This is a genomic window from Xenorhabdus ehlersii (genome assembly GCF_003610465.1).
Classification (GTDB): Bacteria; Pseudomonadota; Gammaproteobacteria; order Enterobacterales; family Enterobacteriaceae; genus Xenorhabdus; species Xenorhabdus ehlersii.
The window spans coordinates 559,256-573,520 of sequence record NZ_RAQI01000001.1; the positions used below are offsets into that span (position 1 = coordinate 559,256).

Below are 14,265 nucleotides of genomic sequence, written 5' to 3' on the forward strand. Positions count from 1 at the left end.
GAAATCATTACTTCGTTGGTTAATGGGTGCTATAGTACAAACATACATGAATGTATGTAAATCAGCCTCCGTCAAAAACAAAGTTTATGGCACTAAAATGGCACGAAAAACTAAACAGCAAGCAAATCAAACTCGTCAGCAAATCATAGATGCTGCGATAAAGACCTTTTCTGAGCGTGGAGTTTCTGCTACCTCGCTATCCGATATCGCAACTGCCGCTGGTGTAACGCGCGGAGCAATTTACTGGCACTTTAAAAATAAAACAGATCTACTTTCTGTTGTTTGTAGAATGCCAGAGCATAAAATAGACGAACTAGAGAAAGAGTATCAATCAAAATATCCTGATAATCCACTTATTGCGTTGAGATATTTATTAATTTCCATGTTAAAAATGATGATTGATGATTCTCAGGTTCGGCAATTAATGGAAATTTTTTTCCATAAATGTGAATTCGTTGGAGAAATGTCTCCATTAGTAGAGGATATTAGGGAAATGTGTATTTCCGATTACAAGAAAATTGAAAAAATGTTATTTTCTTGTATTCAATCTGGAGAGCTACCCTATAATCTTGATTTCAAACGTTCTGCCATCATGTTGAGAGCATTGATGACTGGGATATTTGAGAATTGGTCATTCTCACCGGACAGTTTTAATATTCAAGAGCAATCTGCTTATTTGGTGGATAGTTTCATTGATACACTTAAATACAGCCACCATTTGCGGAACATTGAAGAAAACGAATCTTGAAGGAAGCCCGCAGCGAACTGAAATTGTTCTTGATGTCTAAGCTACAGTTGCTGGTTTGGCCGGGCAAACGTCTAAAGAAGACTATAATTTAAAACAAATGCTGGAAATTTTGACGGCACAAGGTGTCGAAGTTAAATTGTGCAAAACCTGCACTGATGCCAGGAGAATGAGTGAACTGGCATTGGTTGATAGCGTGGCAAATGATGAGTAGATGAGTTCATGGTTTCAGTTAACCGATATTTGGGTGTTTTACCCAATAAGGGGAGTTTGTGTAACAAATTCTCTGCGATACGTTTCTCCACAATACTGTTTTTTCTCCTGTCACCTTTCTTTTTTTCGGTCAATGCGGCTGCCGGCAGCGATGTTCCAACCCGTAATAATATTCAAAATCAGCTTAAGATTCTGACGGAACGTAAGGAGCACACAGTTGAAGAAAAGGTATCGATAGCTGATTTGGAAAAGGCGCTCTCTTTCTTTGACAAAATAGATCAACTGAAACTGGATTTCGATCTACTTAGGAAAAATGTGCAAAATGTGCCACAAAAATCACATCAGGTTACGACTGAACTAGAGAATTTGAAAAATAACGATCAGCAGGATGCATATAAACAAACTCTGGAAACACAGTCTTTAAAGCAGCTCGAATCGAAACTGAATAGTACATGGTATAACTTGCAGCGGGCACAGGAAAATCTTGCCAGCTACAACAGTCAGTTGATTGGGCTGCAAACTCAACCAGAACGCGTGCAGAATGTGCTATTCCGTAACATGCAGAGATTGCAGCAAATTCGCAACCAACTCAATAATGTATTGACTGAGCAGTCAGAATCGAGTTTTACCCAGATAGAGTTATTGCAGGTAGAACAACTTTTTCTGACTCAGCAAAATGAGTATCAAAGAGAATCTCTACAGGCGAATACTCAGTTACAAGCACTTTTACAGCGGCAACGGGATTACACGATTCTCCAAATTGAGCAGTTGGAACGTCATGTTCAGTTTATTCAAAATGTGATGAGTGGAAAGCGCTTGGTTCTTTCTGAAGAAACCGCGAAAGAAGCGCAAACTAAGGATGGTAAAAATTTACATATTCAAGATAACTCATTAGTTCAGGCAGAGATTGAACATAATCGTGAATTGAGTAAACGGTTAATTGCAGCAACACGTGATAATAACCAACTGGCGCAGAAAAGTATTCGCGTTAAGAACTTTCTGGAGCGGACCATCCAATCAGAGCGTAATCTTAAAGAGCAAATTAAGGTGTTACGTGGCAGCTTATTGTTATCACGCATTCTGTTTCAGGAACAGTTGAAAATACCACAGGATGTGTTGACAAAAGATTTACCAACGAAAATAGCAGACTTGCGCCTGGAGCAATTTGAAATTACTCAGGAGCGAGATCGACTCTGTCAAGGGAATGACTATTTCAATAATTTATTGAGTAATAATCGTAATCAAATTAAAAATGTATCCAATGAAATGGTGGATGAAATCCATAATGCTATCAAGCAGATCCTGGAAGTTCATTGTGAGCTTTTAGAGCAGCTCAATAATCAGTTGGGAAATCAAATTACTTATGCCATTAACTTGCAAATGGATCAGCAGCAGTTGTTGGATGTCTCTGAATCACTGGAACAAACCCTTGTCCAGCAAATCTTTTGGGTTAACAGTAACAAGCCAATGAACGTGGCGTGGTTGAAATCCTTGCCTGAACTAATTCAAGAAGAACTGAGTCATTTGGATATTAGTTTAACGTTTAATGGACTGATTACGGGGCTGAAAAACTCTATCCATTTCGTTATTCCTCTTGTGTTAGTCGGCCTGTTTTTACGCTGGCAAACCAAAGGCATTAACGAACAGTTGAAAAAAATAGCGGGCGAAGTGGGGCAGTTTCGCCGTGACAGTCAACTACATACCCCATTGGCACTGATACTGACATTAATAAAAACATTGCCACTCGCTTTTATCGTGTTGGCGATAGGTTATTGGTATTCGAAATCAGGTGATGATTTTGGGGATTTGATTTGGGGATTCTCCCGTCAGTTGGCGCTTTTTTGGATTATGTATAGTTGCAGTTACCAGATCCTGGTGAAAGGTGGGATTGGAGAACAGCATTTTTCTCTGGACAGTGCTGTTTGTCACTTATTCCGTAAAAATCTTGTTCGCCTGTCGATGACACTATTACCCATTTTGTTCTGGATAACATTGGGGGCTAAATATCCTTTACGGCTGTCTGATGATGTTATTGGACAATGTACAGTATTGATCTGCCTGTTCTTTGTTTTTCTATTTGTTTTTCCATTCTGCCGTTATGTATGGCGTGAAAAAAGCTCACATATGATCCGTACCATCGTAGTGACGGTATTAACTTTTGCTCCGTTGGTTCTGATGGTGTTGATGATATCGGGTTATTTCTATACAACTTTACGTCTGGCAGAACGTTGGCTCTATAGTTTGTATTTACTGTTTCTCTGGCATATCAGTTATCAAGTCTGTTTGCGGGGATTGGGAATTGCGGCGCGCAGCATTGCCTATCGACGTGCTGTCGCTCGTCGTCAGTCCCTCACGAAAGAAGGGGCAGAAGGCGAAGTGACGGAAGAACCGCCAATGGCTTTAGATCGCATTAATCAGCAATCATTGCGTTTAACTACTATGGTGCTGTTTTTGATCTTTTTAGGTGCATTTTATTGGATTTGGTCTGATCTGGTGACGGTATTTTCTTATCTTGATGGGATCAACTTGTGGCAATACAGCACTACAACAGAACTGGGCAATGTCCTGAATCACGTGACTTTGAAAGATTTGGTACTTTCAGTAGCAATGTTGGTTATTTCTTGGGTCATGATGAGAAACTTGCCAGGTTTGCTGGAAGTGTTGGTGTTATCCCGCTTGCAGTTGCAACAAGGTTCGTCGTATGCCATTAAAACGACACTGACTTACCTAATCATTGGCATTGGCGGAATTACAGCATTAGGAACATTGGGTGTTTCGTGGAATAAATTACAATGGTTAGCGGCGGCACTTTCGGTCGGTTTAGGTTTTGGTTTACAGGAAATTTTCGCTAACTTTGTTTCGGGTTTGATTATTTTGTTCGAACGTCCCGTCCGGATTGGCGATACAGTAACGATAGGAACTTATTCCGGTTCTGTCAGTAAAATCCGTATTCGTGCGACGACAATTACAGATTTTGACCGCAAAGAAGTGATTATCCCTAACCGGGCATTTGTGACGGAGCGTCTGATAAACTGGACACTTTCCGATACCATTACGCGGATTATTATTAAGGTTGGCGTCGCATACGGCTCTGATCTTGATAAGGTCAAAGAGGTTTTGTTAAAAGCGGCAAGCGAAAACGCCCGTGTAATGAGTGAGCCAGGGCCGCAAGTCTACTTTATGAATTTTGGCGCCAGTACACTGGATCATGAATTGCGGCTTTATGTCCGAGAATTGGGGGATCGTAGCCGTACTGTAGACGAAGTTAACCGCAGTATTGATAAATTATGTCGGGAAAACGACATCAATATTGCATTTAATCAGCTGGAAGTTTACTTACACAATGGGCAGGGTGATAGTTTGCAAGAAGTACAGAAGCCATTGAATGATGGGAGCCAATAACCAGATAAATGAGGAGTAAGCATTCGTTGGGTTTATTCCTCAGATTGCCGGGGCTGCTTTTTCAATTTCCCCTGAAAATCGTGTTTAACGATTTCTAGTGCTGCCAGCGCGATAGCAGGAGAAATTTCGTTACATTCAAGCAGATAAATAAGATCTACTGCGAGTTGTACTTCAGGTGGTGCTTGTTCCAGAGCCATAGCTACTTCTTCCTTTGTGATTAATCTGAATGCTCTTGCTTTTCTATCGATTTCTCGATTCGCATTAATGCTTGACGGCAGCGGGTGAGTCTGCCAGCCAAGGCTGCAATTTCTTTTTGCAGTTTGTGCTTATTGGCAAGTGTAGTTTGCTTATTTAACTGTAATTCCCTGTCATCAATCATTGCCATTAAACGACGTTCATAATCTTGATGTTCTGCCAGACGTTGATAAAGATCCTGTTTTTGTGATCGACGCTCAAATTTATCTTCCTGTTTTCGTAGATCTTTGGTCAATATCTCGCGTTTAAGTGCCTCGATTTGTGTTACCAAACGCTCGGCAAGGAACTTCACTTGTTCAATCCGATAATCGCTTACACAGGCTTTCAATTGTTCCAGATTTTGTCTGATCTCTTGCAGGTATCCACCGAGTTTATTGCTGCGGTGGTGAAATAACACTTTATCAAAACGGGCAGTGGAAAAAGGGGGATCAGGCAGTAAAGCGAGTTCTTTTTCCAGAGTACTGACTTGTTTTTCAAGCGCACTTAATAAATTTTGTATGCCCATTAGCATCTCATTATCATTAATAATCTGTCTGTTAAAGCCCTTTCATTGGCTTGGCAGTTGCTTTTTTTCGGTAGTTTGAATAAATTTTACTGTTTTCTTTTTAAACCTGGCTGGCATCAATTATGACCGCTAACGCACAACAACTGCAATTAATTAAAGATAGTATCGAAACAATTCCTGATTATCCAAAGGTGGGAATACTTTTTCGTGACATTACCACATTGCTCGATAATCCAGCCGCCTACCAAGCTACGATAGATTTATTGGTAGCTCGTTATCAGAATAAAGGCATCACGAAAATTGTTGGTACTGAAGCACGTGGTTTCTTATTCGGAGCGCCTGTTGCACTGCAACTGGGGGTTGGTTTCGTTCCTGTTCGTAAAAAAGGTAAATTACCGCGTGAAACGCTGAGCGAAACTTACGATCTGGAATATGGTACAGATACATTGGAAATCCATAAAAGCAGCATCAAGGAAGGGGATAAAGTTCTGGTTATTGATGATCTGCTTGCAACGGGGGGCACCATTGATGCGACGGTTCGTCTGATTCGTCGTCTGGGTGGTCAAGTTTCCGAAGCAGCATTCGTTATTGGATTGCCAGATTTAGGTGGTGTTGAACGTTTGAAAAAACAAGGCGTTGACAGCTACACTATCGTTGAATTCCCCGGTCACTGATTATTCTGTTTTTTGCATTATTGATACATCAGCCTCGCCGTTAGTGGTGAGGCTGTGCTAGCATGTTAGACAGTCATGTTCAATTTCCTCGGTATTCATGAGCTATCAGGTACTTGCCCGTAAGTGGCGCCCACAAATATTTTCTGATGTGATTGGTCAGCAACATGTGCTGACTGCATTGGCGAATGGTCTCGAACACCAACGCCTTCATCACGCTTATCTTTTTTCCGGCACTCGTGGCGTGGGAAAGACCACTATTGCACGTCTGTTGGCAAAAGGACTGAATTGCGAAGCGGGTATAACCAAGACTCCGTGTGGTCAGTGTACCAATTGTCTTGAAATTGAGCAGGGGCGGTTTGTGGATCTGATTGAGATCGACGCTGCTTCCCGAACAAAAGTAGAAGATACCCGCGAGTTGTTGGACAACGTCCAGTATGCGCCTGCCAGAGGTCGTTTCAAAGTTTACCTTATTGATGAAGTTCACATGCTTTCTCGCCATAGTTTCAATGCATTGTTGAAGACATTGGAAGAGCCACCAGAACATGTGAAATTCCTTTTGGCAACAACAGATCCACAGAAACTGCCAGTGACTATTCTTTCACGCTGTTTGCAATTCCACTTGAAAACACTTGATGTGGATCAAATTAGTAGCCAATTGGAACATGTCCTTAATGCAGAGCAAATAGAAAGCGATGCTCGTGCCCGTCAGCTACTTGCCCGTGCAGCAGATGGCAGTATGCGTGATGCCTTGAGTTTAACGGATCAAGCCATTGCTCTTGGTGGAGGGAAGCTGACATCGGATATCGTCAGCCAGATGTTGGGAACGCTGGATGATGACCAACCATTAGCGATGATTGAATCGTTGGTGCGTGCAGATGGTCAACAAATGATGGCATTGGTGGAACAAGTGGCAACTCGTGGTGTAGATTGGGAAAATCTGCTGGTTGAAACATTGTCGCTGTTGCATCGGATTGCCATGCTCCAGCTATTGCCTCAGCAACCTGAAAGTGAGCCTTCTTCAACAGAAGGGCGCTTGCGTTTGCTGGCAAGGGCAATTTCCCCGACCGATTTGCAGCTTTATTATCAAGCGTTACTGGTGGGACGCAAGGAACTTCCTTATGCACCAGAACGACGGATGGGGGTGGAGATGGCGTTATTGCGCGCCTTGGCTTTTCATCCCAAAACAGTCATTGAGGAAATATTACCACCTGCTGCTGTGGAAAACCCTGTAGCGCCAATTGGGGTAGCACCATCTTCGGCCCAGTTATCTTCAAATCAATTTACTTCAAATAAAGAAGAAAATGAGTGTCGTGGGCAGACAATACCGCAATCAATGGGCAGTGAGTCTTCCGTTGCAAACAGTCCAACAGCGAAACTACTGCAAGCGAGAAGTTCGCTGACTCGTCAAGGAAATACGCCACCAAAAAAGCCTGAGCCGGCAGAGTCTGCGAAGGCGAAGCCGGCAAGTTCGGCGCTGGAGCGACTGGTAGCGGTGGCAGAACAACGGTCTCAATCTCATATCCCTAAAACACGGGAGCCTAAGCCGGTTAATTCGGTAAAAAAAGAAGCTTATCGCTGGCGGGCAACAAATACTGGAGAAGAGAAACAGCGCCCGACTGCGACACCAAAAACGATCAAAGCGGCGCTGGAACACGAGAAAACAGCAGAATTGGTAGAAAAGCTGGCCATTGAATCGAAACAAAGGGACCCATGGGCTGCGGAAATTGATAAACTGCATATTCCAAAATTGGTTCAGCAGGTAGCACTGAATGCATTTAAAGAACAGATTGATGAAAATCGTCTTTGTCTGCATTTACGTTCAAAGCAGCGCCATCTTAATTCAGCATCGGCTCAGAAAGTGTTGACCGAAGCATTAAGTGCATTGCATGGAAAACCTATTGAACTCAATATCATTGAAGATGATAATCCTGCGGTAAAAACGCCTCTGGAGTGGCGACAAGCCATTTATGAAGAAAAATTGGCACAAGCGCGTCAATCCATTATTTCGGATAAAACGATTCAAACACTTCAGCAACTATTCGATGCAGAATTGGATGAAGAAAGTATCCGGCCTGTTTAACTGCCGTAGTGTATTTTATGCTGTGGCTATAGCGAAGAGAGAGAATTATGTTTGGTAAAGGTGGTTTGGGCAATTTGATGAAACAGGCCCAGCAGATGCAAGAAAAAATGCAGAAAATGCAGGAAGAAATTGCAAATCTGGAAGTTACAGGCGAATCTGGCGCGGGCTTGGTAAAAATCACTATTAATGGTGCACATAACTGCCGTCGGGTTGAAATCGATCCAAGTTTAATGGACGATGACAAAGATATGCTGGAAGATCTGATCGCAGCGGCATTCAATGATGCAGCTCGCCGTATTGAAGAAACCCAGAAAGAAAAAATGGCCAGTGTTTCCAGCGGAATGCAATTACCACCTGGGTTTAAGATGCCATTCTAATGCAAACCAGTCCTCTTCTTGAATCTCTGATGGAAGCCCTGCGCTGTTTGCCCGGCGTAGGCCCAAGATCTGCACAACGGATGACATTTCATCTATTGCAGAGAGATCGCAGTGGTGGGATGCGATTGGCACAGGCACTGACACGAGCGATGTCTGAAATTGGTCACTGTGAGGATTGCCGGACATTCACGGAACAGGAACAGTGCACAATTTGTGCTAATCCCCGTCGTCAGCAGAATGGTCAGATTTGTGTAGTGGAAAGCCCTGCAGATATTCATGCCATCGAACAAACGGGTCAGTTTGCGGGACGTTATTTTGTCCTGATGGGGCATTTATCGCCACTGGATGGTATCGGGCCAATGGATATTGGTTTAGATCGTTTAGAAGAACGCTTATCTTCTGAAACCTTGTCAGAAATTATTCTGGCAACTAATCCAACTGTCGAAGGAGAGGCAACGGCAAACTATATTGCAGAAATGTGCTCTCAATATGGTGTGACAGCCAGTCGAATTGCTCACGGTGTCCCTGTGGGTGGCGAGCTTGAAATGGTGGATGGCACAACACTGTCTCATTCGCTGGCTGGCCGTCAAAAAATCACGAACTTGTGATTTTGTTCCCAATTAGTAGGTGATTTTATGGATGGTGTTGCTGATTATGCCGCCATCCATAGCTGATTTACCCGATTATCAAACTAATTTTACATTCTTCTTGTTATCTTAGCTTGAAACTCTCCGTATCTATCCCCATTTGATGATCATCGTCCGATTGTACATATCTGAACTGGATTTAGATTGAGGTAATAAATGAGCATGAAAGATCAGGAAACCCGTGGATTTCAGTCTGAAGTCAAACAACTGTTGCAGTTGATGATCCATTCTCTCTATTCCAATAAAGAAATTTTTCTCCGTGAACTGATTTCAAACGCATCTGATGCGGCTGACAAATTGCGCTTCCGTGCATTATCTGCCCCTGAGCTGTATGAAAATGATGGTGAATTGCGTGTTCGTCTGTCTCTTGATAAAGAACAGAAAACTATCACCATCAGCGATAATGGTATCGGTATGTCCCGTGATGAAGTGATCGATAATCTGGGAACGATTGCAAAATCTGGTACTAAAGCATTTCTTGAATCCATTGGTTCCGATCAAGCAAAAGACAGCCAATTGATTGGTCAATTCGGTGTAGGCTTCTACTCTGCCTTTATCGTCGCTGATAAAGTCACCGTACGTACTCGTGCAGCAGGAACTCCCGCTGAACAAGGTGTGTTCTGGGAATCAACGGGAGAAGGTGACTACACGGTTGCTGATATTGAAAAAGCAGGTCGTGGTACAGAAATTACCCTGCATCTGCGAGATGGGGAAAGCGAATTCCTTAATGACTGGCGTCTGCGTTCTATCATTGGCAAATATTCTGATCATATTGCCTTGCCAGTTGAAATTGAAACCCAAACTAAAAACGAAGAAGACGACTCAGTTACCGTTACATGGGAAAAAATCAACAAAGCCCAAGCCTTGTGGACTCGTAATAAAGCTGAAATCAGTGATGAAGAGTACCAAGAGTTTTATAAGCACATCTCCCATGACTTTACTGACTCTTTGATTTGGAGTCATAACCGCGTTGAAGGTAAGCAGGAATACACCAGCCTGCTATATATCCCTTCCCAGGCACCGTGGGATATGTGGAACCGCGAACATAAACATGGCCTGAAACTATACGTACAGCGTGTATTCATCATGGATGAAGCTGAACAGTTCATGCCAAATTACCTGCGTTTTGTCCGTGGTCTGATCGATTCCAACGACCTGCCATTGAACGTTTCCCGTGAAATTTTGCAAGATAGTTCAATCACACGTAATCTGCGCAGCGCGCTGACTAAACGTGTATTGCAAATGTTGGATAAACTGGCAAAAGACGACGCAGAAAAATATCAGACCTTCTGGCAGCAGTTCGGCCTGGTGATGAAAGAAGGTCCAGCCGAAGATGGCGCAAACAAAGAAGCTATTGCTAAGTTACTGCGCTTTGCTACGACTCATAATGATAGCTCCGCTCAAACTGTTTCTCTGGAAGATTACGTTGGCCGCATGGCAGAGGGGCAGGAGAGGATTTATTACATTACTGCGGATAGTTATGCTGCGGCGAAGAATAGCCCACACTTAGAGCTGTTCCGTAAGAAAGGCATTGAGGTTCTGTTACTGTCTGACCGCATTGATGAATGGATGATGAGCCACCTGACTGAATTCGATGGTAAGTCATTCCAGTCTGTCAGCAAGGCTGATAAATCCCTCGATAAACTGGCGGATGAAAACAAGGCTGAGCAAGAAGAAGCAGACAAAAAACTGGAGCCATTTGTTGAGCGCGTGAAAACTCTGCTGGGTGAACGCGTGAAAGAAGTGAAGCTAACTCATCGTCTGACAGATACTCCCGCTATCGTAACCACTGATGCCAATGCGATGAGCACCCAAATGGCGAAGCTATTTGCAGCAGCGGGTCAGACTGCGCCAGAAGTTAGTTATAACTTTGAACTGAATCCGGAACATCTTCTGGTTAAGAAAGCGGCTGATATTGATGATGATGCTCAATTTGCTGATTGGATAGAATTGCTGTTGGATCAAGCACTATTTGCTGAACGTGGCACATTGGATGATCCAAACCAGTTTATTCGTCGGATGAATCAATTATTATTAGCTGAAAAAGCTTAAACTTATTGAGATAATGACAAAAACCACGCCTCAACGAAAAATGAGGCGTGGTTTATTTTTTAGTTAATGCGGAAACGTTTACCTGTTTTCTTGAGCCATCCCCTATTCAAATGGTATGGTGGTACGTTTTCTTTAAAAAATATGAAAAGCAAATAGCAAGGGGATTTACGCAATGCGTATTATTCTACTGGGCGCGCCAGGCGCCGGTAAGGGGACTCAGGCACAATTTATCATGGAGAAATATGGGGTTCCCCAAATTTCTACAGGTGACATGCTACGTGCTGCGGTAAAAGCTGGCACCGAATTGGGTTTGCAAGCAAAAGAGCTGATGGATAATGGCAAGCTGGTAACTGATGAGCTGGTCATTGCATTGGTTAAAGAGCGCATCAAACAAGATGACTGTCATAGTGGCTTCTTGTTGGATGGGTTCCCACGCACTATTCCTCAGGCCGATGCCATGAAAGCAGCTGGTATCAAGGTTGATTATGTGCTGGAATTTGATGTTCCTGATGAAATCATCGTTGAACGTATTATTGGTCGTCGTGTGCATGCGCCGTCCGGTCGTGTTTACCACATCAAATTCAATCCACCAAAAGTGGAGAATAAAGATGATGTTACAGGTGAAGAGCTGACTACCCGTAAAGATGATCAGGAAGATACTGTCCGTAAACGTCTGGTTGAGTATCACGCACAAACAGCACCTCTGGTTTCTTACTATCAGCAAGAAGCACAGGCCGGTAACACAAAATACTTCAAACTTGATGGTACTCGTCAAGTAGCGGAAGTTAGCACAGAGCTGGCTAATATTCTGGGCGAATGATTTCGTGTTCTCTTGAGTTGTTATAACAGGCGGCCTTCATACCGCCTGACTTTTTTGTAGTTCACGCTAACCTAGAGAAATTTACTCCATGAAATGTTACATGTAACTATCATTCATGTTTTATACTAGATTGTCAGTCATGTTAATGGAGCTCTGAGGAATGAGTAGCAAGAAGTATGGTGTCCTATTAGTGAACCTTGGTACACCTGATGCGCCAACACCAGCAGCAATAAGATGTTATCTGGCAAAGTTTCTGAGTGACAGAAGGGTAGTTGATATCTCGCCATTGATTTGGAAACCTATCTTGAATGGTCTTATTCTTCCTTTCCGTGCTTCTCGAATTGCTAAGCTTTACCAAGAAATTTGGATGGAAGAAGGTTCCCCTTTATTAGTGTATAGTCGTCGTCAGCAGAAATTGCTGGATGAAAAGTTGGCGGATATCCCTGTTGCTTTGGGAATGACTTACGGCTCCCCTTCTTTATCTCAGGCCGTAGAGAGTTTGTTACAACAGGGCATTGAGGCTCTCATTATACTGCCACTTTATCCTCAATATTCCAGTACAACTTCGGCAGCAGTTTTTGACAGGATCAGTAAAATATTGCAGGAGTATCGGACAATTCCTACCCTGCATTTTGTTCGCAGTTATGCCACACATCCTGCCTATATTGCGGCATTAAAGGAAACCATTGAGCAGAGTTTTGAAAAACATGGTCAGCCTGATCGGTTAATTATTTCCTATCATGGTATTCCTGAACGTCTGGCAAAGATGGGTGATATTTATCCGCAAGATTGTCAGGCGACAACTGAACTGTTGAGTCAGGCACTGGATTATCCCACAGATAAAATTATGATGACATATCAGTCGCGTTTTGGTTGCTTACCGTGGTTATCTCCTTATACAGATAAAACCATGGCATCATTACCCAGGCAAGGTGTGGAACATGTTCAAGTGATGTGTCCAGGGTTTGCGTCAGATTGTTTGGAAACGTTGGAAGAGATTAAGCAACAGAATAAAGTTATCTTTTTAGAGGCTGGTGGGAAAAAGTTTGAATATATCTCTGCACTTAATGATAATAAAGCCCACATTTCTCTGCTTGAACAATTGGTAAATAATGTCATGAAATAACATGCAATTGCTAGTTATGAGACATTATCACACATGATGAATAGCCGACATTGATTGTCGATCGTCGTATGATTTTAAGGATATGGTTTTTTAACCAATGAATACGATAAGCGAGAGAAAGGGCTTGCATATCAATGAAAAGCAAAATTATTTGGATTGGACATATAGATAATGAGTAATAAACCTATTAAACACCCTGATTTTTACCAAGAACATGCAAACTATTATCCTCCAGCGCGGGAGGATGAAATTGATTTGTTTGAACTATTCTCTATATTCTTCCAATCAAAATATTTGATCATTGCAGTATCTTTTGTCTTTGCAATTATTGGTTTCGGTATCGCGTCATTTTTACCACAAAAATGGACCAGTACAGCGGCTGTAGTGAAACCAGGGCTGGAGGAGTTTCAGCCATTGAAAAATACATTAACGGATTTACATGTTCTGAGCATAGATCCCAAAGTCACAGAAGGGTCACTGTATAAGCGGTTTATTGAAAATTATAACTCACGTGTATTACGTGAAGAATATTTGGTTAATACCGATTACTTCAAGACTTTGCTTGCTAAGAATCAAGAGAGTTCTGAGCAGGAAAAAAGAAAACTAATCGAGAGAATTGTCAATAACAACATTGTCATATCTTTACCTAAGAAAGAGAAAGATGATGAAGTTGTCGATGAAGCCAGACTCTCTTTCAGTGCTGATAATGCAGAAGATGCTTACAATCTATTAAGTGGCTATATCAAATTCGTTTCTTCGGTGGTTCGCGATCAAGTGAAAGAGGAGCTGAGTGATATGGTTCATGAGAAACTGGAATACTCGCAAAAGCTTTATGCTCTCGATTTGGAACGTATCGCTAATATGCGCAGTGTAGATATTGAGCGATTGAAGTATGCGATTTCTCTTGCTAATTCTGCCGGAATTAAAAAACCAGTATCAAATGGCGGGGCTATGATCAAGGATGACCCGGATTATTCGATTGCGCTGGGTTCTGATGCACTGCAACGTAAGTTACAGATTACTGAAGAAATTACTGATTCAACTAAGATTGATGCAGACCTGCGTAACCGTCAGTTGTATATCAAAAATTTGGAAAAAGTGAATGTGAACACCGTTGATTTTGTGCCATTCAAGTATATGCAGGAACCTTATGAGCCAACTTCAAAAGATTCACCTAAGCGTTTGCTGATTTTGATTGGAGCTGGCTTTATCGGATTTATTTTATCCATCATGTATGTTCTGTTTCGCCACATGGTACGTAGTCGCCAGAAACAAGAGGCTTAATATTCTTTATAACTCGAATATGTTATAGATAATGCTCTGATAGCTAACGTATTGACAGCCAATGTTGAAATAACATTGGCTGTCT

General features: G+C 42.3%; 12 protein-coding genes and 1 pseudogene. 11 read left to right on the forward strand and 2 right to left on the reverse strand.

Annotation, left to right across the window (positions count from 1 at the left end; genetic code table 11):
* Positions 1 to 97 precede the first annotated feature (97 nt).
* The 3 genes and pseudogenes from acrR to mscK all read left to right on the forward strand — a co-directional run bounded on the left by acrR (position 98) and on the right by mscK (position 4,360).
* Positions 98 to 748: a multidrug efflux transporter transcriptional repressor AcrR gene (gene acrR / locus BDE27_RS02670; protein WP_120211324.1), complete on the forward strand. Its 651-nt coding sequence runs from the start codon at positions 98 to 100 to the stop codon at positions 746 to 748.
* Positions 745 to 959 (forward strand): annotated as a pseudogene (locus tag BDE27_RS19310) (DsrE family protein); the annotation flags it as partial. The gene acrR and the pseudogene BDE27_RS19310, both read left to right, overlap by 4 nt.
* An 8-nt stretch (positions 960 to 967) precedes the next feature.
* Entirely contained in the window at positions 968 to 4,360 is a 3,393-nt protein-coding gene (gene mscK, locus BDE27_RS02680) for a mechanosensitive channel MscK (protein ID WP_099132505.1), read from the forward strand.
* Between the two features lie 32 nt (positions 4,361 to 4,392).
* On the opposite strand, the gene rsmS is transcribed toward mscK, so the two are convergent.
* Entirely contained in the window at positions 4,393 to 4,557 is a 165-nt protein-coding gene (gene rsmS / locus BDE27_RS02685; protein WP_099132506.1) for a pleiotropic regulatory protein RsmS, read from the reverse strand.
* A gap of 20 nt (positions 4,558 to 4,577) precedes the next feature.
* Entirely contained in the window at positions 4,578 to 5,120 is a 543-nt protein-coding gene (gene priC / locus BDE27_RS02690) for a primosomal replication protein PriC (RefSeq protein ID WP_099132507.1), read from the reverse strand.
* Between the two features lie 122 nt (positions 5,121 to 5,242).
* On the opposite strand from priC, the gene apt reads away from it, so the two are divergent.
* The 8 genes from apt (at position 5,243) to wzz(fepE) (ending at position 14,180) form a co-directional block, all read left to right on the forward strand.
* A complete protein-coding gene (gene apt / locus BDE27_RS02695) occupies positions 5,243 to 5,794 on the forward strand; it encodes an adenine phosphoribosyltransferase (RefSeq protein ID WP_099132508.1) in 552 nt (183 codons plus the stop codon).
* 97 nt (positions 5,795 to 5,891) lie between these two features.
* Complete coding sequence (gene dnaX / locus BDE27_RS02700) at positions 5,892 to 7,874, forward strand: DNA polymerase III subunit gamma/tau (protein ID WP_099132509.1); 1,983 nt, start codon at positions 5,892 to 5,894, stop codon at positions 7,872 to 7,874.
* A gap of 47 nt (positions 7,875 to 7,921) precedes the next feature.
* A complete protein-coding gene (locus BDE27_RS02705; RefSeq protein ID WP_038219125.1) occupies positions 7,922 to 8,251 on the forward strand; it encodes a YbaB/EbfC family nucleoid-associated protein in 330 nt (109 codons plus the stop codon).
* Positions 8,251 to 8,859 carry a recombination mediator RecR gene (recR, locus tag BDE27_RS02710; RefSeq protein WP_099132510.1) on the forward strand — a complete coding sequence of 203 codons (609 nt, stop codon included), beginning with the start codon at positions 8,251 to 8,253 and terminating at the stop codon, positions 8,857 to 8,859. Before BDE27_RS02705 ends, recR begins: the two co-directional genes overlap by 1 nt.
* 201 nt (positions 8,860 to 9,060) lie before the next feature.
* The gene (gene htpG, locus BDE27_RS02715; protein WP_167450556.1) at positions 9,061 to 10,950 is read left to right on the forward strand and encodes a molecular chaperone HtpG; all 1,890 of its coding nucleotides are present in this window, start codon (positions 9,061 to 9,063) and stop codon (positions 10,948 to 10,950) included.
* 172 nt (positions 10,951 to 11,122) lie between these two features.
* Positions 11,123 to 11,770, forward strand: a complete 648-nt coding sequence (gene adk / locus BDE27_RS02720; protein ID WP_099132512.1) for an adenylate kinase — start codon at positions 11,123 to 11,125, stop codon at positions 11,768 to 11,770.
* 160 nt (positions 11,771 to 11,930) lie between these two features.
* Entirely contained in the window at positions 11,931 to 12,896 is a 966-nt protein-coding gene (gene hemH, locus BDE27_RS02725) for a ferrochelatase (protein WP_099132513.1), read from the forward strand.
* 171 nt (positions 12,897 to 13,067) lie between these two features.
* Positions 13,068 to 14,180: an LPS O-antigen length regulator Wzz(fepE) gene (gene wzz(fepE) / locus BDE27_RS02730; protein ID WP_099132514.1), complete on the forward strand. Its 1,113-nt coding sequence runs from the start codon at positions 13,068 to 13,070 to the stop codon at positions 14,178 to 14,180.
* Positions 14,181 to 14,265: the final 85 nt, after the last annotated feature.

Bases quoted from the DNA above. Each gene is read 5' to 3' on its own strand.
- mscK (WP_099132505.1), top strand. From the start codon at position 968: ATGGTTTCAGTTAACCGATATTTGGGTGTTTTACCCAATAAGGGGAGT.
- dnaX (WP_099132509.1), top strand. From the start codon at position 5,892: ATGAGCTATCAGGTACTTGCCCGTAAGTGGCGCCCACAAATATTTTCT.
- htpG (WP_167450556.1), top strand. From the start codon at position 9,061: ATGAAAGATCAGGAAACCCGTGGATTTCAGTCTGAAGTCAAACAACTG.
- rsmS (WP_099132506.1), bottom strand. From the start codon at position 4,557: ATGGCTCTGGAACAAGCACCACCTGAAGTACAACTCGCAGTAGATCTT.
- adk (WP_099132512.1), top strand. From the start codon at position 11,123: ATGCGTATTATTCTACTGGGCGCGCCAGGCGCCGGTAAGGGGACTCAG.
- apt (WP_099132508.1), top strand. From the start codon at position 5,243: ATGACCGCTAACGCACAACAACTGCAATTAATTAAAGATAGTATCGAA.
- priC (WP_099132507.1), bottom strand. From the start codon at position 5,120: ATGGGCATACAAAATTTATTAAGTGCGCTTGAAAAACAAGTCAGTACT.
- acrR (WP_120211324.1), top strand. From the start codon at position 98: ATGGCACGAAAAACTAAACAGCAAGCAAATCAAACTCGTCAGCAAATC.
- recR (WP_099132510.1), top strand. From the start codon at position 8,251: ATGCAAACCAGTCCTCTTCTTGAATCTCTGATGGAAGCCCTGCGCTGT.
- hemH (WP_099132513.1), top strand. From the start codon at position 11,931: ATGAGTAGCAAGAAGTATGGTGTCCTATTAGTGAACCTTGGTACACCT.
- BDE27_RS02705 (WP_038219125.1), top strand. From the start codon at position 7,922: ATGTTTGGTAAAGGTGGTTTGGGCAATTTGATGAAACAGGCCCAGCAG.